Genomic DNA, 17,386 nt, shown 5'->3' with positions numbered 1-17,386 from the left:
GAAAGCTACCTGCCTGAGTGAAACACCCTTCAACCCGGCCGTGGTTGCAGGCGGATCACGAATCGCAGGCCGCCGAAGGTACGAGGACCGGCGTACGGCGGCCGAAGGCGGTCACGCACAGACCCGCGATGCTCGCGGCGGCGGCGACGATCGCGCAGGTGACGAAACCGCCGGCGAGGTTGTGCGCGGTGCCGAGCAGCGGGCCGAACGTCGCGACGCCGATCGCTCCGCCGATCTGGCGGGACGTGTTGAACGCGGCCGAGGCGGCGCCGTGCAGGTCGGGTTCGACCGCGGCGATGGACTGCGCGGTCATCGTCGGGACGAGCAGCCCGGAGCTGAATCCGATCGGAATCAGCGCGAGCACCATCGGCCAGACCACGGACGACGTACTGGCCCAGGCGAGCGCCAGCAGCGCCAGCGTCAGGACCGCCTGGCCGATCGCGAGGACCGCCGGTCGGCCGAGGCGACGGGCGAGCGGCGCTGAGCCGAGGTTGGCGATCGAGATCAGGCCGGTCAACGGCAGGAAGAGCAATCCGGTGACGAGTGCGCTGAGGTGGCGTCCTTGCTGGAGCAGCAGGCTCATCGAGAACAGCACGCCGTAGAAGGCGAAATTGAGCAACGTGCCCTGAAGTGCGGCAGTCGCGAAGCCGCGTTCGCCGTACAGCTTGAGTGGGAGCAGCGGTGCCCGGACGGAACGCTCGATCACGATGAAGGCGACGAGGCCGGCCACGGTCAGTGCGACCGCGCCGAGCACCGCGGGATCACGCCAGCCGCGTGCCGGTGCCTCGATCAAGGCGAACACCAGCCCGCCGATGAACGCGGTCGCCGTTCCCATCCCGGCCAGATCAAGTCGTCGCATACGTCGAACCACGGCAGGCATCGAACGCAGTGCCCAGATCGCGGCGGGGATGCCGATCACCAGATTGACCGCGAAGACGGCTCGCCAGTTCGCGAGCGCGACGAGACCGCCGCCGAGCAGGGGACCGGCGGCCATCCCGGCGCCGCCGGCCGCGGCCCACCAGCTGACCAGGCGATGGCGAGCGTGTTCGTCGGTCGCGGACGCGGTCGCGAGGACGAGGGCGCTGGGCAGCAGGAGGGCGGAGCCCGCGCCCTGGACGAGCCGGGCGAGGTTCAGCATCAGCATCGAACCGGCGGTCGCACAGACCGCCGACGAGACGGTGAAGACGAGCAGCCCGGTGAGGAACGCGCGCTTCGCGCCGAGGGTGTCGGCGATCGCCCCGGCGCCGAGCATCAGCGCGGCGAACGACAAGGTGTAGGCGTTCAGCGACCACTCGAGCTCGGCGCGGGACGCCTGCAGGTGGGTCGCGAGCTGGGCGAGGGTGACGTTCACGATCGTGCTGTCGACGAAGACCATGAACGAGGCGATCAGCGCGAGCGCGACGACCGACCGGCGGTGCTCGAGAGGCATGCCACCACCTTACGACGTTGTTCGATGTACGTCGAACAGTATCTCGGCCGGCGGGACCCGTTGACCTCGGGGCGGGTGCTGGCTACGGTGTCGGAAATCGATTTCTCCCGCACCGTCCTCGCTGAACTTCTCCCGCACCGCCCTCGCTTAGGAGAACCGAATGACGACGCATGAACTGCCGCCCGGTTGCGCGAACCGATCCTGTGCCGGCGACTGTCCCCGGGCGCACCTGAGCCGCCGTACCTTCATCTCCCTGAGCGCCGCCGCGGTCGGTGCCATGGCCGTCCCGGGCCAGGCGCTGGCAGCGCTAGCGGCACCGCCGCGGCGCGATCCCGCGGTGCTGTTCGATCGCGGTACGCCCACGACGTACACCGGTGCCGCACTGCCCAAGATCGGAATGCCGGTCGGCGGTGGTACGACGGGACAGGTGTATCTGGCCGGCGACGGGCGGCTGTGGGCCTGGGACATCTTCAACCCGACCTCGTTCCCGCTCGGCGGCGCCGACTTCTCCGGGCACAACTACGCCTTCCCGCTCTCCGCCGACCAGCCGGGCGCGTCGCAGTTCGGCCAGGGTTTCGCGCTCCGCACGACCGCTCACGGCCGGACCACCACGCGTTCCGTTGACGCGGCCGGCTTCAAGGACGTGCGGTTCACCGGTTCGTACCCGATCGGCCGGGTCGCGTACGCCGACCCGGACAGCCCGGTGTCGGTCCAGCTGGAGGCCTTCTCGCCGTTCGTCCCGCTCGCCACGCCGGACTCGACGCTGCCCACCACGATCATGGCGTTCACGCTGCGGAACACGTCGTCCGCGGCAGTTCGCGCGACACTGCTCGGGTACGCCGAGAACCCGGTCTGCATCAACAGCCGTCTCCAGCAACCCACAACGCTGCAGGCGCGGGCCTTCACCGGCGGGATCCAGTTCGGGGCGATCGACGACACCACCGCGGAGCAGGGCGACATCCTCTTCGAGGACTGGGAGAAGGACACGTACGACGGGTGGACCGTCACCGGTGACGCGTTCGGTGCGGGCCCCGTGCGGCCCCTCGACGTACCGAATCTGATGAAGCGATTCGGCGACCTGAATGTGTCGGGCACGCGGTTCGTCACGTCGTACGACTTCCGCGGCGGCACGAACGACGGGTCGACCGGGAAACTGACGAGCCGGGAGTTCACCGTCGAGCGCCGGTACGTCGCGGTCGGAATGAGCGGGGGCCGTCATCCCGGCGAGACGTGCGTGAACGTGGTCGTCGACGGGCAGGTCGTGGCGTCGGCGACGGGTGACGAGAGCGAGCCGTTGGTCCCGCAGATGCTGGATCTGGCGGCGTACCGGGGGCGGACGGCGCGGATCGAGATCGTCGACGCGAGCACCGGCGCGTGGGGGCACCTGAGCTGCGACGCGATCGTGTTCACGGATCGGCCGGACATCGTGTTCGAGACCTGGGACAAGCCGACGTACGACGGCTGGACCGTGACGGGTGATGCCTTCGGCGCGGGCCCGGTGACCGCGGCCGAGACGCCTGACGGGTTCCGGAGAGCGTTCGGGGTGCGGACCGAGCTGAACGTGAGCGGGCGGTTCGTCACGTCGTACAACTTCCGCGGCACCAGCGACCCGGACCGGTACACGGGCTCGTTGACCAGCCGGGAGTTCGTCATCGAGCGCCGGTTCGTCACGGCGTGGGTCGGCGGCGGGCACCACAAGGGCGAGACCTGCCTGAACGTCGTGGTCGACGGGCAGGTCGTGGCCTCGGCGACGGGGACCGACATCGAACCGCTCACCGCGGTGTCGATGGATGTGGGTGCGTTCGCCGGCCGCACGGCGCGGATCCAGATCGTCGACAACAACACCGGCGGCTGGGGTCACGTGAACGTGGACCGGATCCTGTTCAGCGACCGGCCGATCCGCCGGCAGCCCGTGGCGGACCGTCCCGACGGCGGCACGTTCGCGCTGGCCGCGTTGACGCCGGGTGGGGTCGCGCGGCCGTCGATCGCGGACTGGTCCTCGGTCGATGCGCTCTTCGACTCGGCGACCGGTCCGGGTGATTCGGACAGTCCGCAGGCCGGAACAGTCGCCGTGACGGTGACCTTGCGTCCGGGGGAGTCGCGGACGGTCCGGTTCGCGTACGGCTGGTTCTTCCCGAACCCCGAACGTGAGCTGTTCGCCGAGCTCGTCGGCGCCTCGACCTTCCGCCGGCACTACGCGACCCGCTTCTCGTCGGCCCGCGAGGTCGTCGAGTACGTCGGCAAGCGCGCGGACCGTCTCGAGCGCGACACGAAGCTGTGGGCGAAGACCTGGTACGACGACTCGTCGCTGCCGCACTGGTTCCTCGAACGGACTCTCGCGACGGCGTCCACGATCGCGACGAGTACGTGCTATCGCTGGGACGACGGGCGCTTCTACGCCTGGGAGGGAACGTACTGCTGCGCCGGCACCTGCGAGCATGTCTGGAACTACGCGCAGGCGATCGGCCGGCTGTTCCCCGACCTGGAACGCGACACCCGGGAGCGGGTCGATCTCGGGATCGCGTTCCGGCCGAGTGGCGAGATCGGCAACCGCGGCGAGGCCGGCGACGCATCGACCTCGTTCGCCGACGGGCAGACCGGAACGATTCTGCGGATCTATCGCGAACACCAGATGAGCAAGGACTCGACGTTCCTGCGCCGCGTCTGGCCCCGGGTGCGGACGGCGGTCGAATTCCTGGTCACGCACCGGGACGGCGCCGACGAGGACGGGATCTTCCGCGGCAGTCAGTGGAACACGCTCGACACCGAGTGGTTCGGCGAGGTGCCGTGGATCAGCGGCCTGTACGTCGCCGCGCTCCGGGCCGCTGCCGCGATGGCGGGCGAGGTCGGGGACGGGGCTAGCGCTGCCAGGTACGCGGCGATCGCCGATCGCGGGTCGGCGTACCTGTCTGAGAAGTTGTGGAACGAGGAGTACGGGTACTACGTGCAGAAGGTCGATCCGGCCCATCCGACGGCCGAGAACAGCAACCGCGGGTTGTTCATCGACCAGATGTACGGGCAGACGTACGCGGCCCAACTCGGCCTGCCTCGGGTGTTCCCGGCCGACCAGGCGCGGACGGCGTTGGCGCGGTTGTACGAGTCGAACTTCCGGGCCGATCCGGGGACGTACCGGCCGCCGGGGATCGGGGCCGGGCGGGTGTACACGACCGAGGGGGAGAGCGGCGTGATCATGGCGACCTGGCCGCACGGCGGGTCGTCCGAGACACGCGGGCTGATGTACTTCAACGAGGTGTGGACCGGGCAGGAGTACCAGTTCGCCGCGCACCTGTTCTCCGAGGGCATGACGTCGGAGGGGCTGGCGGTCACACGTGCGATGTACGAGCGCTACTCGGCCGAGAAACGGAACCCGTACAACGAGATCGAGGCCAGCGATCACTACGCCCGCGCAATGATGGGCTACGGCGTCTACCTCGCTGCTTGCGGCTACGAATACCACGGCCCCCAGGGCCACCTCGGCTTCGCGCCACGCATCCACCCGGAGAACTTCCGCTGCGCCTTCACTGCCGCGGAAGGCTGGGGCTCATACCAGCAACGCCGTACCCCTGGCGCCCTGTCTGCATCGCTCGAGATCCGCTACGGCCGGCTGACCCTCACCACCCTCTCCTTCGAAACCACCAAGCCACCACGCCAGGCCGAAGTCCGCCTCGGCCGAGACCGCATCCCGGCCAAGGTAGTTGCCACCGGCAACCGCGCCGTAGTCACCCTGACCCACCAGACAACCCTCACACCCGGCCAAACCCTGCACACAACCCTCAGCTAGCGAGGCGCCGTAGCGCTGTCTCGACAGCGATCTCAACCCGGGAAGTCATGCCGGGTACGTCGACGGGGCGGCGGCCGGCTACCTGGCCGTGGAGCCACTTCGGTGCGTTGGCGTCATAGTGCAGCAGGGCGTACAGGTCCCACCACGGATCGAGAGTCACCCCGGCGATCGACTCGTAGATCGATCGAAGCTGCTCCGCCCACTCGGGCGAGTAGAGCGTCGCCAAGTATCGCCGGCAGTGTCCGATGTCGATCGCGCGCGACCCCCGGTGGATTGAGTTCCAGTCCGTGAGTCCAGTGATTCTCCCGCGCGACCACAGCATGTTGACAGGCAGGAGATCGCAGTGCAGAAAGACGGCAGGGTCCTCCGGCGGCGGCGCCGTCATGACATCGAACGCCGCCTTCCATACAGCCGGCTTCTGTGCGTCGACCGGCACCTGAAACCCGTCCCGAGGGGCGATCCAAGAATCCGTCCAAGGTCTGAAGGTCTTCGCGGGAAGATCGAGGGCATGCAGCTGTACAGCAAGCTCCGCGATCCTCGTCAGCCACGACCGAGGTTCGGCCGGATTGAGGTGAACATGCCCCGGCAACCGTGTCATCAGCAACGATGGCGCGCCTCCCGTCGAAGCACCGGCGACGTCAGCAGCCAGGATGCTCGGAACCGGGAGCCCGCTTCCCGCCACCACACCAAGGTTGGCGATCTCCTGCTCCAAGGGCTCCTGCAGGCCAAGCCCGCCGGGGTACTGCCGCAGTACGACGAACGTTCGTATTCCACGTCGCTCGACAGTCAGCCGATGTACGGCGGAGCAGACGCCACCGGTCATTCGGCGATAGCCAACGACGCGACTGCCTCGACCCATCGACGCCGCGACCCAGGCGAGAGTCTCCACGGAGGGCCGACGTTGTCTGAACCCGTTGTCCCTCCAGTCGCCGTCGGTCATGAGCGCGAGCCTATTCGTCAGGGGCTCGCGGCGATACGGGTTTTCCAACTGACCGCCGGAGGCAGCGACGGCTGCGTCAGTCCGTGTCGGGCTCCGCGACGTGGCAGGCAGCCTGGTGGTTCTTGCCGAGGACGCGAAGGAGTGGTGTCTCCACGTGGCAGCGGTCCACGGCGAGTGGGCAGCGCCAGCGGAAACGGCAGCCGGGTGCGGGGTCGATGACCTTCGGCGGTTCGCCGGTGTCGCCTTCGATGCCGGTGTTCAGCGGCGCCCGCGGATCGGGGACGGCGCCGAGGAGCAGGTCCGTGTACGGGTGCTTCGGGTTCTGCAGGACCGACTCGGTCGGACCGGTCTCGACGACGTGGCCGGCGTACATGATCATCAACCGGTCGGCGACGTACCGCGCGCTCGCGATGTCGTGGGTGATGTAGAGGAACGAGACGCCCTGCGACTCCCGCAGCTCCGCCATCAGGTTCAGCAGGCCGATCCGGATCGACACGTCGAGCATCGACACCGGTTCGTCGGCGAGGATCAGTTTCGGCTTGTGCGCGAGCGCCTGCGCGAACCCGATCCGTTGCCGTTGGCCACCGCTCAGCTCGTACGGGTACCGATGCATGACGTCGCCGGCCGGCGACAGGCCGACGGCCTCGATGACCCGCTCCGCCTCCTCGAAGCGTTGCGCCTTCGTCGTCAGGTCCCGCCGGTGCAGCTTCAGGCTCCGCAGGACTCCGTGCTTCACCCGGAACGCCGGGTTCAGCGACGAGAACGGATCCTGGAACACCATCGGTACGTCGCCCCGATAGGACAACTGGTCCTTCCGGGAGCGGTACGTCGACATCGCCCGGCCCTGGTAGAAGATCTCGCCGCTCGTCGGCTTGTAGACCCCCGCCAGCAGCCGCGCGATCGTACTCTTGCCGCTCCCGCTCTCACCGGCCAGCGCGACGATCTCCTGCTGCCCGATCGTGAAGTTCACCTCGTCGACCGCGTGCAGCATCTGCCGCGAGAACCCGCGCCCGACCCGGAAGTGCCGAGTCAGTTCCTTTGCCTCGAGCAACGGTGCACCGGCGGTGTCCACGCCGGCCTCTTCCATGTCCACCGACGTCATGATGTGCGCTCCCGGACCGGTTCCTTGACATGCAGCAGGCAGCGCGCCTGGACGGCGCCCACCTGGTAGAGCTCCGGTGCGATCTTCGGGCAGTCCTCGAACGCCTTCGGGCAGCGCGGCTGGAACCGGCAGCCCGGCGGCGGATCGGCCAGGTTCGGCGGACTGCCCGGGATCCCCGTCAACGGCACCTTGGGACCGCGGATCGACGGGAACGCGTCCAGCAGCCCGGCGCTGTACGGATGCTCCGGATGGTCGAACACCGCGCGCGTGTCGCCGAACTCGACGACCTGCCCGGCGTACATCACCACCAGCTTGTCCGAGAAGTGACTGACCAGCGACATGTCGTGCGTGACGAAGATGACCGCGAACCCGAGCTGCTTCTGCAGTTCCTTGATCTGCACCATCAGCGAGCGTTGCGCGACCACGTCGAGCGCGGACGTCGGCTCGTCCATGATGATCAGGTCCGGCGTGAACAGCAGGGCCATCGCGATCATCGCCCGCTGCCGCATGCCGCCGCTCAACTGGTGCGGGTAACTGCGAAGGTGGATCGGGTCGATGCCGACCAGCCGCAGTACCTCGGCCGGCCGTTCGTCGGCGACCGGCTCGTCGTGCGCCATGATCGTGTCCCGGAACTGCGCGCCGATGCTCTTCACCGGGTTGAGCGCGTTCATCGCGCTCTGCATCACGACCGAGAAGTCGCGCCAGCGCAACGCGGACAGTTTCTTCTCGTTCATCGTCACCAGGTTCTGTCCCTGGAACGTGACGCTGCCGCCGGTGATCGCGGCCGGCGAGCTGAGCAGCTGCGCGATCGCGAACAGCAGCGTCGACTTGCCGCACCCGGACTCGCCGACCACGCCGACGAACTCACCGGCATGGACGTCGAGATCCACGTGGTCGACCGCGACGACCGGGCGGTCCCCGGTGTCGTACTCGACCGTCAGGTCCCGGACCTCGAGAAGTGGCTGGCCCTCAAGACTTGGCACGTCGCCTCCGAACCGGCCGTAGCGCGGGGTTGCTGATCTCGTCGAACGCATAGTTGAGCAGGGCGAACGACACACCGAGGAGCGCGACCGCGAGACCCGGTGAGAGCGCCCACGCGGGCAGGCCGTTCACCAGGGCGCCCTGGTTCTGCGCCCAGTAGAGCATCGTGCCCCAGCTGAGTGAGTTGGGATCGCCGAGCCCGAGGAACTGCAGGCCGGCGGCGGTGAGCACGGAGTACAGCGCCGCGCCGAGGAAGTTCGCGACGATCAGCGAGATCATCGTCGGCAGCACCTCGACGACGATGATGTACGACGATCGCTCGCCACGGACCCGCGCCGACTCCAGGAAGTCCCGGTTCCGCAGGGACAGCGCCTGTGCCCGCATCTGTCTGGCCCCGTACGACCACCCGGTCAGGATCAGCACGATGATGATCACGGTCAGGTTGCCTTTGCCGGCGTACGTCGCCAGCACGATGATCAGCGGGAACGTCGGGAGCACCAGGAAGATGTCCGTCAGCATCGACAACCCGTCGTCCGCGAACCCGCCGAGGTACGCCGCGGAGACGCCGATGATCACCGAGAGGATCGTGGCGCCGAGACCGGCGACGACCGCGATCACCAGCGACTCCCGGGTGCTGTAGATCAGCTCGGCGTACACGTCCTGGCCGAGACCCGTCGTACCGAGCCAGTGCTCGCCGGACGGTTTCGCCAGCGGTACGTCGCCGATCGCGCGCGGATCGCCGTGCAGCCCGGGTGTGAACAGCTGCGGAAACGCCGCGAGCAAGATGAACAGGAGCAGCAGCGCCGCACCGACCATCGCCTTGCGGTTCCGCAGGATCGCCCGCAGCAAACCACCGCGCGGACGGCGAGTCACGCTCGGCGTCGGGGCGGCCGTGCCGGCAACGATTGCGCTCATCGGTTACCCCTTCGTCCGGGCGCGCGGGTCGAGCAGGAACACCGCGAAGTCGCAGAGCAGGACACAGATCAGCACCGCCAGTGTCACCAGCAGGAACAGGGCCTGGAGCAACGGATAGTCGGTGCTCACCGTGGCGTTGTAGAACATGTAGCCGAGACCCGGGTAGTTGAAGACGTACTCGACCAGGATCGTTCCGGAGATCACGAAACCGAGCGACATCGCGAACCCGGACAGGTTCGGCAGGAACGCGTTCCGGCCGGCGTACCCGAACATGATCCTGCGGCCCGGGATGCCCTTCGCGCGGGCCATCCGGACGTAGTCCTCGGCGAGCGTGGTCACCATGTTGTTCCGCATCGTGAGGATCCAGCCGCCGACCGCGGTGATCAGGATCGTGCCGGCCGGCAGGATGCCGTGCTTGATCACGCTCCAGATGAACTCACCGGTGAACCCGGGCGTCAGGCTCTGGTCGTAGTTGAAGTCGTTCGGCAGCACCGGGTTGTTGCCGATCGCGAACAGTGAGATCAGCAGCAGCGCCACCCAGAAGTACGGCAGCGCCGAGGTGACGATGAACACCGGCGGCACGATCCCGTCGATCAGGCCGCCGCGGCGCCAGCCCGCCACCGTACCGATCAGGGTGCCGAGGACGAACGCGAGCACGGTCGAGAGGCCGACCAGCCCGAGCGTCCACGGCAACGCGTCGCCGATCAGCGTCGTCACCGGTACGCCGAGACTGCTGCCGATCGAGACACCCCAGTGCCCGGTCACCATCGACCTCAGGTACTCGCCGTACTGCAGGAAGATGTTCTTGTCCGGATCGAAGCCGAACTCGGCCAGCACGGTACGCAGCTGCTCGGGCGTCACCACCGCGCCGCCCTTGCTCAGCCGTTGCCGCAGTGCTTCCTCGGGGCTGCCCGGCATCATCCGCGGGATGAAGAAGTTCAGCGTCATCGCCGCCCACAGCGTGAGCACGAAGAACCCGAGGCGTCGTATCAGGTATCGCACTCCCACCAGCTCCTCGTGCACGCTTCGCCAGTCCTCAGTTCTACGCAGACTTACTTCTGGGCGGACTTCGAGTACAGGTTCGTCAGGACCTGACCGACGTCCGGGATGTTGTACGGCGCGGGCTGCGCGTACGGGTCGTCCTGGGTCGGCCAGCCGTCCAGATCCTTGGTGTTGTACTGGTACCAGTCGACCGACTCGGTGGTCGGGATGATCGGCACGTCCTTGATCATGTACGACGAGATCTGCTTGATCAGCTTGACCTGCGTGTCGGGGTCCGCGCTCGCGTACTGGTCGAACAACTTGTCCACCTCGGGCTTCATGTACCGCGAGTAGTTGCTGTTCGCCTGCTTGCCGATCGGCGCGGAGTTCTTCGAGTACAGCAGCTGCCGCAGCTCGTAGTACGGCGACGGCCCGCCGGACAGGCTGGAGTACGCGAGGTCGTAGTCACCGGTGTACAGCTTCTGGTTGTACGACTGCTGCTGCAGGTCCTGGATCGTCAGCTCGATCCCGACCTTCGCCAGTTGCTGCTTCACGACCGCCAGCGACGCGTCCCAGTCGGTGTAGCCGGTGACCGTGATGACGTTCAGCTTCAGTGGGTTCGACTCGGAGTACCCTGCGGTCTGCAGGAGTTGCTTGGCCTTGTCCGGGTTCGGTTTGTCGTACCCGGCTGCCGTCAGTGCGTCCTTGTCGAAGTACTTGTCGAACGTCGGCGTGACGACACCGGTCTGGTTCGCGGCCGGCTGGTACCCGCTCTCACCGATCTTGGAGATCTGTTCGCGGTCGAGTGCGTACGCGATCGCCTGCCGGACCTCGAGCTTGCTGGTCGCCGGACGGGACGGGTCGTTGTTCGGGACCAGGGCGACGTTCGCGGTCGGCGGGAACCAGTAGTTGTTCTCCGGCGACTTCGCCTTGTAGAAGTTGTCGATGTTCGGGATGTACTGACCGCCCCACTGCGCCTTGCCGCTGGCCAGGTCGAGGTTGGCGGGGTTGTTGTCCAGGTACGCCGGGTACTGGACCTTCTCGACGTACGGCTTGCCCGGCTGCCAGTAGTTGCCGTTGGCGACGTACGAGATGTTGTTGCCGCTGCAGGACTCGACCGTGAACGGCCCGGTCCCGACCGGCTTGGGGTTGGTCCAGGTGGCCGGCTTCGAGGCGGCCTCGCCGGCCGACCAGATGTGCTTGGGCACGATGCCGACCTGGCCGGCGAAGTTGAAGAAGTACGGCTCGGCCGCGGCTTTGAACTTCAGCGTGACCTTGTTGCCGGCGGCCGACACGCTGGTCAGCCCGGCGCCGGTCCACAGCGAGTACAGGTCGAGCGCGGGCTGCTCCTTCATCCGGGTGAAGGTGTAGACGACGTCGTCGGCGGTGAACGGCTGCCCGTCGCTCCACTTCACGCCGTCGCGGATGGTGAAGTCGATCGAGTCCTTCTTCGGCGACCAGGTGAAGGCGGTGGCCAGCATCGGCGTGGTGGCGCCGGCCTTGAGCACGTTCACGAACGTCAGCGGCTCGTAGACGAAACCGAGCGCGACCTGGTTGACCGCCGGGTTGAACGGGTTGAACTGGCACGGCCAGGTCTGCCCGCCGACGTTGGCGATCGTGACGGTGCCGCCCTTCTTGTGCTCGCCGGTGCTTCCGCCGCCGCTACTGCTCGACGACGACGGGTTGGACGACGCCGCGTTCCCGATCGGCTTGTCACCCCCGCCGCACCCGGCGGTCAGTGCGCCGACCGCCACAGCGGCGACGGCGATGCGTTTGATGCCCCTCATCGTCTTCTGCCTTTCACTACTGGAAATCCTGCTCATGCGAATGCTTCGGCGCCGAGGTCGACTCCTGCGGCCTCGACGCCGAGGGCGAGCGCCCCGATCAGCGGTGCGTCCGTGGGAAACCGTGCCACCGAGAGCTCCGGCGGAAACGGGACGGCCGCGTCGAGGGCGCGACGCAGGCCGGGTTCGAGCTGGTCCCAGGACCGGACCAGCCCGCCGCCGACGACGATCCGGGACGGATCGACGGCGATGGCCAGGTTGGCGAGGTGGGTGGCCAGCTCCCGGACGAATTGGTCGGTGAGGACGGCGGCGTCCGGGTGGGTGCGCGCCATCGTGAAGACGTCGGCGGCCGTGACCGGTCGCCCGAGCCGGGCGGTCCCGGTGGTCTCGAGCGCCTGGCCGCTGACGACGTGTTCCAGGATCGTGCGCCCGTCACCGGCGACGTACACGTCGGCGGGGGAGCGCAGGTTGTAGCCGATCTCGCCGGACGCGCCGTGCGCGCCGGTGATCACGGTGCCGCCGGCAACGATCGCGACCGCGAGACCGGTGCCGAGATTGACGTAGAGCCCCGGGTCGCAACCGGCCAGCGCACCCCAGCGCAACTCGGCCGCCGCGGCCGCCTTGACGTCGGTCGCCAGCCGCACCGGTACGCCGGGGAACGCGTCCCGGATCAACCGGCCGAAGGGGAGCTCGCCCCAGCCGGGAAAGGTCGGAGCCAGTTCCACGCGGTCGTCGTACGGGATGCCGAGCGTCGCCGCGCCGACACCGGCCAGTTCGTGATCCGGCGCGACCTCCGCGAGGAGTTCGCGGGCCGCTGTCAGGCAACGGCTCATCGCCTCCGCGGCGCCGGCGCCGTCCCGGCTGTCGATGGTCGTCGCGCCGAGGCGGCGACCGGTGAGGTCCCCGACGGCGACGGCGATCTTCGTGCCGCCGAAGTCCAGCCCGAGGACGACCGGTGTGGAAACCACGGGGTGGCACCTCCTCGCGCCGACCAATAGAATCGATAGGAAACTAACTTAACTATCAGCGGCACCACAAGGGATCGCCAGAACTTGTTGGCCGAGTTGTCCGAGTTGTTAGCGAGCGAGGGGGGTTCGGCGTGACTGTTATTGCCGGTGGTGCTGCCGGAGGCGCCGCGGCTGCGCGGCCGCAGCTGATCCGCGAGATCAACGAGCAGGTGCTGCTCGACCACATCCGGCGGTCCGGGCCGATCTCTCGCACCGAGCTCGCCGGGCTGACCGGTCTGTCCAAGCCGACCGTGTCCGCGGCGCTGAGCTCGCTGGAGCGGACCGGTCTGGTCCACGTGACCGGTCAGCGCACCGGCGTACCCGGGCCGGCGGCCAGTCTGTACGAGGTACGGCCCGAGGCCGGGTTCGTGCTCGGGCTCGACGTCGGGCGCGAGTACCTGCGCGGTGGGATCGCGGATCTCGCGGGGACGGTGCGCTCGCGGTTGAGCGTGCGGACCAAGGCCGGGGACGCGATGGCCCGCATCCAGGAACTTGTGGATCTCACGGGGACGCTTGCGGCCGAGGCCGGCATCGAGGTCACGCAACTCACCCAGACTGTGCTCGGCAGTCCCGGTGTCTACGATCCCCGGCTCGATGCGCTGACGCTGACCGGCCGGCTGTCCGGCTGGGATTCGCCGGCGACCCTGGCTGCACTGCGGGAGCGTTTCGGGCCGACCTTGATGATCGAGAACGACGTTGACGCGGCGGCCATTGCGGAGCGGGCGCACGGTCACGGTCGCGACGTCGACAGCTTCGCGTTCGTCTCGGTCGGCACCGGTATCGGGATGGGCCTGGTGCTCGACGGCAAGCTACGGCACGGGTCGCACGGTGTGGCGGGGGAGATCGGGTACCTGCCGTTCACCGAGGGCAGCGGCAGTGATCCGCGGGACGCGCGGAAGCGGGGCGGGTTCGACGCGTCGGCGTCGGCGGCTGCCGTCGTACGGGCAGCGCGTCGGGCCGGTGTCCGTGGGGCGTCGACGGCGGAGAAGGTATTCGCGGCCGCGGTACGGGGCGATCCGCTCGCGGCCGCGGTCGTCGCCGAGGAGGCGTTGCTGGTCGCCAAGGCGGTGTGCACGGTGATCACCGTCGTGGATCCCGATCTGGTCGTCCTGGGCGGCGGTATCGGGCAGGCGCCGGGGTTCCTCGAGGCCGTCACCAAGCAGCTGCGTCAGCTCGCCCCGGTGATGCCGGAGGTGAAGGCTAGTGTGCTCGGTACCGAGACAGTGGTGGCCGGCTGCCTCGCGGCAGGACTCGATCGCGCCTGGCAGACGCTCGCCGGGAATTCTGCCGGCTAACCGGACGCAAACCGTCCGCAATGGCTACTAGGGTGCGAGCCATGGCTATCGCAAAGTACCCGAGTTTTGTGCTGGACTGCCCGGACGCCGCTGTCCTGGGCCAGTTCTACGGTGAGTTGCTGGGTTGGAAGGTGGAGGCCCGTGAGGGCTGGGCCGACATCCGCCCGGAGGACGGGAGCAACTGCATCTCGTTCCAGCAGGTGGAGGACTACAAGGCGCCGACGTGGCCGACCCAGGACGTGCCACAACAGCTGCACCTCGACGTGATGGTGCGGGACCTCGACGAGGCGGAGCCTGAGGTACTGGCCATCGGTGCGACCAAGGCCGACCACCAGCCCGGTACGTCGTTCCGCGTCTTCCTCGACCCCGCCGGACACCCGTTCTGCCTGTGCGTCGACTGACCGTAGGGTGAGGGGGTGACGAGCTGGCGGGAGGAGCGACGGCAGGCGGCGGTCGAGCATGCGGCCGCGCTGGAACGTAAGAAGGCCGCCGAGAGCGCTCAGGCGCGGGAGTTGCTGGCCGGCTTCATCGCGACCCTCAGGGAGCGCGGCGTCGACCCCGAGCCGTTGCGCGCTCAGGTGATCGGCTCGAACGCCAGCTACCGCACCGATCTCATCGGGTGGTACCTGCGCCGCAACCGCTCGCTCGCCGTTGACGTCGACGGCAACTTCTACATCCTCGGCGTACCCGCCAGCCTCAAGTCCCGCGTCGCCGGCGTCCGCGTCCAGCCGTCCGATCCGCCGCTCGTCGTCGGACAGGGCGCCCGCGACGGCGAGTCGATGCCGCTCGCCGAGTTGCTACGCCTTCGGCTCGAGTCCTAGAACGCTCGCGATCAATGCCGTACCGGGAGCTGTCCGCCCGCCCGGTCCCGGCGACGGCTCGACGTCGCCCATGTCCAGCGCCTCGCCGCATTCCGAGCAGCAGACCGTCGGGGTCGTGACCTTGCCGCAGGTCGAGTGCGTGAACCGGATCGGCTGGCCCGCCGGGGGAGTCGCCCAGCGGTCGCCCCAGGCGGTGAGAGCCATCAGGATCGGTACGAGCTCCCGTCCTGCCTCGGTGAGCTCGTAGCTGTAGCGCACCGGGTTCTGCTGGTACGGCGTACGTCGTACCAGGCCGCCGTCGACGAGCGTGGCGAGCCGGTCCGTGAGCAGGTTGCGGGAGATGCCGAGGTCTTTGACGAACTGGTCGAAGCGGTTCAGGCCCAGGTAGAGATCGCGCAGCACCAACGGTGTCCACCAGTCGCCGATCAGCTCCAGGGACTGGGCGAGCGAGCAGTGCATCGAGGCGAAGCTGGTGTTCCGCATGCCCCCGAGTGTAGTCAGTTGCGTCATTGAACTCACTATGGTTACGGTGGCGGCATGGGCATCTACCACCGGATCGTGGCGCGGCAGGTACGGAACGCGTTCACGCAGATCAGCGCCGGCAACTGGGAGGCGATGGTGGCCGGGATGGCGCCGTCGTTCACGTACCGGTTCTACGGAGATCACGCCCTCGGCGGCGAGCGGCGTACGCACGAGGCGTTGCGGCGCTGGTGGGAACGCTGCTTCCGGCTGCTGCCCGGGACCCGGTTCGAGGTCCAGGACGTGCTGGTCACCGGCTGGCCGTGGGACACGCGGGTCGCCACAGCGGTCACCGTGCACGTGAACGTCGTCGACGGGTCGACGTACGAGAACGTCGTGCACCAGTTCCTGCGGATCAAGTGGGGCAAGATCACCGAGGTCCGGACCCTCGAGGACACCGCGGTCCTGCAGCGCACCCTCGACCGCCTGGCCGCGGCCGGGTACGCCGAAGCGCACGCGGAGCCCATCGTCGGATAACGACATCTTCCGCCGCCGCGAACCAGGATCTACCGTGTGGAAACATTTCCCTGCGAACGATCCGGAGCGAGCCATGCGGTCGAAGACCTTGAAGGCCTCTGTTGCCCTGACCTCGGCTGCTGTGCTGACCCTGGCGGCTCTGGCCGCTCCGGCCGCCGACGCCAAGCCCCCGACGGGCGCCACGACGGCGAAGGCGCTGGTGTTCATTCCGAACCCGGTCCAGTCGAGCGGTAACGAGGGACTCACGGACCAGAAGGATTCGGCAACGGCCGTTCCGCGCGGCGCCTACTACGAGGTGACGCTGACCGACCTGGACGGCTCGGGCTACCTCAACGGCACCTGGGCGAACGTGAAGAGCGCCACCGGCACTCCGGCGTACACCACGAACGGCACCTACTTCTACGACCGGCACGACGACCAGTTCGAGCAGGTGATGGCGTACTTCTGGGGGACGCAGGCGCAGAAGTACCTGCAGTCGCTCGGTTTCGGCCGCGACCTCCCGGCGGTGAATGCGGAGAGCCAGGACTACAAGGTCGACCAGTACGGCGTGGACAACTCGTTCTCCTGGGACAAGCACGACACGATCACCCTCGGCAAGGGCGGTGTGGACGACGCAGAGGACGGCGAGGTGATCGTGCACGAGACCGGTCACGCTGTGCACGACGCGCAGGTGCCTGGCTTCGGGACGTCACTCGAGGCGGGCTCGATCGGTGAAGCGTGGGGCGACTACTTCGCGGTGACCGTGGGCGAGTGGGTGGCGAAGCAGTACGGCGTACCCGTCGCCGCGGACCTGGCCTGCGTGATGGACTGGGACGCGACGTCGTACACCTCGACCGTGCCGCACTGCCTGCGCCGTCTCGACGCCGGCAAGCACTACCCCGAGGATGTCGTCGGCGAGGTGCACGCGGACGGGGAGATCTGGTCCCAGGCCTTGTACCAGATCCGGACCGCTCTCGGCCCGGCGGTGGCCGACCGGATCATCGTCGACGCGCAGTTCGGCTTCGCGCCGGACACCAGCTTCGCGGCGGCGGCCCGGCAGACCGTCGCGACCGCGCGGTCGCTGTACGGCCCGAGCCAGGCGACCGTCGTCCAGAAGGCCTTCGCGGACCGCGGCATCCTCTGACCATCCCGGCGATCGGACCAGAGCGACCGATATCCGGGGTCGGGTCGATGTCTCGGAAAGATCACGGTAGTGTCACGCGCCAGGCAGTGCCGGGCGACCGATTCGCCCGTCAGTGACCGCCGCGTAGCGCGGGCTGTCGGCTGGGGCGCAGCACGAACACCGGCGGTGACCTGCCGACCCGGACGGACCCCTGCCGTCCGGTGTTTCCGTCGCGCCCCGAGAGGTTTCCGC

The 17,386-nt window shown here is 68.3% G+C and carries 15 protein-coding genes; 6 read left to right on the top strand and 9 right to left on the bottom strand.

Translation table 11 applies throughout. The features are described 5' to 3' along the window. Positions 1-55: 55 nt before the first annotated feature. Positions 56-1,429, bottom strand: a complete 1,374-nt coding sequence (locus EV137_RS32790; protein WP_134132046.1) for an MFS transporter — start codon at positions 1,427-1,429, stop codon at positions 56-58. 160 nt (positions 1,430-1,589) lie between these two features. Here EV137_RS32790 and EV137_RS32785 point away from each other — a divergent pair, with 160 nt between their 5' ends. Then, complete coding sequence (locus EV137_RS32785; RefSeq protein ID WP_134132045.1) at positions 1,590-5,210, top strand: GH116 family glycosyl hydrolase; 3,621 nt, start codon at positions 1,590-1,592, stop codon at positions 5,208-5,210. Here EV137_RS32785 and EV137_RS32780 read toward each other — a convergent pair. The 7 genes from EV137_RS32780 to EV137_RS32750 form a co-directional block, all read right to left on the bottom strand. Next, positions 5,203-6,150, bottom strand: a complete 948-nt coding sequence (locus EV137_RS32780; protein WP_134132044.1) for a phosphotransferase family protein — start codon at positions 6,148-6,150, stop codon at positions 5,203-5,205. The genes EV137_RS32785 and EV137_RS32780 overlap by 8 nt on opposite strands. Before the next feature lie 76 nt (positions 6,151-6,226). Continuing rightward, entirely contained in the window at positions 6,227-7,252 is a 1,026-nt protein-coding gene (locus tag EV137_RS32775) for an ABC transporter ATP-binding protein (RefSeq protein ID WP_238175723.1), read from the bottom strand. Beyond that, positions 7,249-8,235 (bottom strand): ABC transporter ATP-binding protein, encoded by a 987-nt coding sequence (locus EV137_RS32770; protein ID WP_238175722.1) that lies wholly within the window; start codon positions 8,233-8,235, stop codon positions 7,249-7,251. The genes EV137_RS32775 and EV137_RS32770 overlap by 4 nt, the downstream gene beginning before the upstream one ends. Continuing rightward, the gene (locus EV137_RS32765) at positions 8,222-9,148 is read right to left on the bottom strand and encodes an ABC transporter permease (protein WP_134005280.1); all 927 of its coding nucleotides are present in this window, start codon (positions 9,146-9,148) and stop codon (positions 8,222-8,224) included. Before EV137_RS32765 ends, EV137_RS32770 begins: the two co-directional genes overlap by 14 nt. Positions 9,149-9,151: 3 nt before the next feature. Beyond that, the gene (locus tag EV137_RS32760) at positions 9,152-10,171 is read right to left on the bottom strand and encodes an ABC transporter permease (RefSeq protein WP_238175721.1); all 1,020 of its coding nucleotides are present in this window, start codon (positions 10,169-10,171) and stop codon (positions 9,152-9,154) included. A 29-nt stretch (positions 10,172-10,200) separates the two neighbouring features. Next, positions 10,201-11,916, bottom strand: coding sequence for an ABC transporter substrate-binding protein (locus EV137_RS32755; protein ID WP_134132042.1), 1,716 nt, complete (start codon positions 11,914-11,916; stop codon positions 10,201-10,203). Positions 11,917-11,948: 32 nt separating this feature from the next. Continuing rightward, positions 11,949-12,881 carry an ROK family protein gene (locus EV137_RS32750; protein ID WP_134005274.1) on the bottom strand — a complete coding sequence of 311 codons (933 nt, stop codon included), beginning with the start codon at positions 12,879-12,881 and terminating at the stop codon, positions 11,949-11,951. A 131-nt stretch (positions 12,882-13,012) separates the two neighbouring features. Between EV137_RS32750 and EV137_RS32745 the strand changes: the two genes are divergently transcribed. From EV137_RS32745 to EV137_RS32735, 3 genes are read left to right on the top strand one after another with little or no spacing between them, the layout of a single operon-like run. Further along, complete coding sequence (locus tag EV137_RS32745; RefSeq protein WP_134005272.1) at positions 13,013-14,215, top strand: ROK family transcriptional regulator; 1,203 nt, start codon at positions 13,013-13,015, stop codon at positions 14,213-14,215. Between the two features lie 41 nt (positions 14,216-14,256). Next, positions 14,257-14,616, top strand: a complete 360-nt coding sequence (locus tag EV137_RS32740) for a VOC family protein (RefSeq protein ID WP_134005270.1) — start codon at positions 14,257-14,259, stop codon at positions 14,614-14,616. Positions 14,617-14,631: 15 nt separating this feature from the next. Then, on the top strand, positions 14,632-15,036 hold the full coding sequence (locus EV137_RS32735; RefSeq protein WP_134005268.1) for a hypothetical protein: 405 nt from the start codon (positions 14,632-14,634) through the stop codon (positions 15,034-15,036). Here the strand turns inward: EV137_RS32735 and EV137_RS32730 are convergent. Then, a complete protein-coding gene (locus EV137_RS32730; protein WP_134132041.1) occupies positions 15,013-15,519 on the bottom strand; it encodes a winged helix-turn-helix transcriptional regulator in 507 nt (168 codons plus the stop codon). The genes EV137_RS32735 and EV137_RS32730 overlap by 24 nt on opposite strands. Before the next feature lie 54 nt (positions 15,520-15,573). On the opposite strand from EV137_RS32730, the gene EV137_RS32725 reads away from it, so the two are divergent. Both EV137_RS32725 and EV137_RS32720 read left to right on the top strand, forming a co-directional pair. Beyond that, positions 15,574-16,032: a nuclear transport factor 2 family protein gene (locus EV137_RS32725; protein ID WP_238175720.1), complete on the top strand. Its 459-nt coding sequence runs from the start codon at positions 15,574-15,576 to the stop codon at positions 16,030-16,032. Between the two features lie 73 nt (positions 16,033-16,105). Next, positions 16,106-17,155 carry a M4 family metallopeptidase gene (locus tag EV137_RS32720; protein ID WP_134005264.1) on the top strand — a complete coding sequence of 350 codons (1,050 nt, stop codon included), beginning with the start codon at positions 16,106-16,108 and terminating at the stop codon, positions 17,153-17,155. The last annotated feature ends 231 nt before the right edge of the window (positions 17,156-17,386 follow it).

The organism is Kribbella pratensis, assembly GCF_004366075.1.
Taxonomy (GTDB): domain Bacteria; phylum Actinomycetota; class Actinomycetes; order Propionibacteriales; family Kribbellaceae; genus Kribbella; species Kribbella pratensis.
The sequence above is the reverse complement of the archived record's forward strand: the minus strand, read 5'-3'. Positions and strand labels throughout refer to the sequence as shown.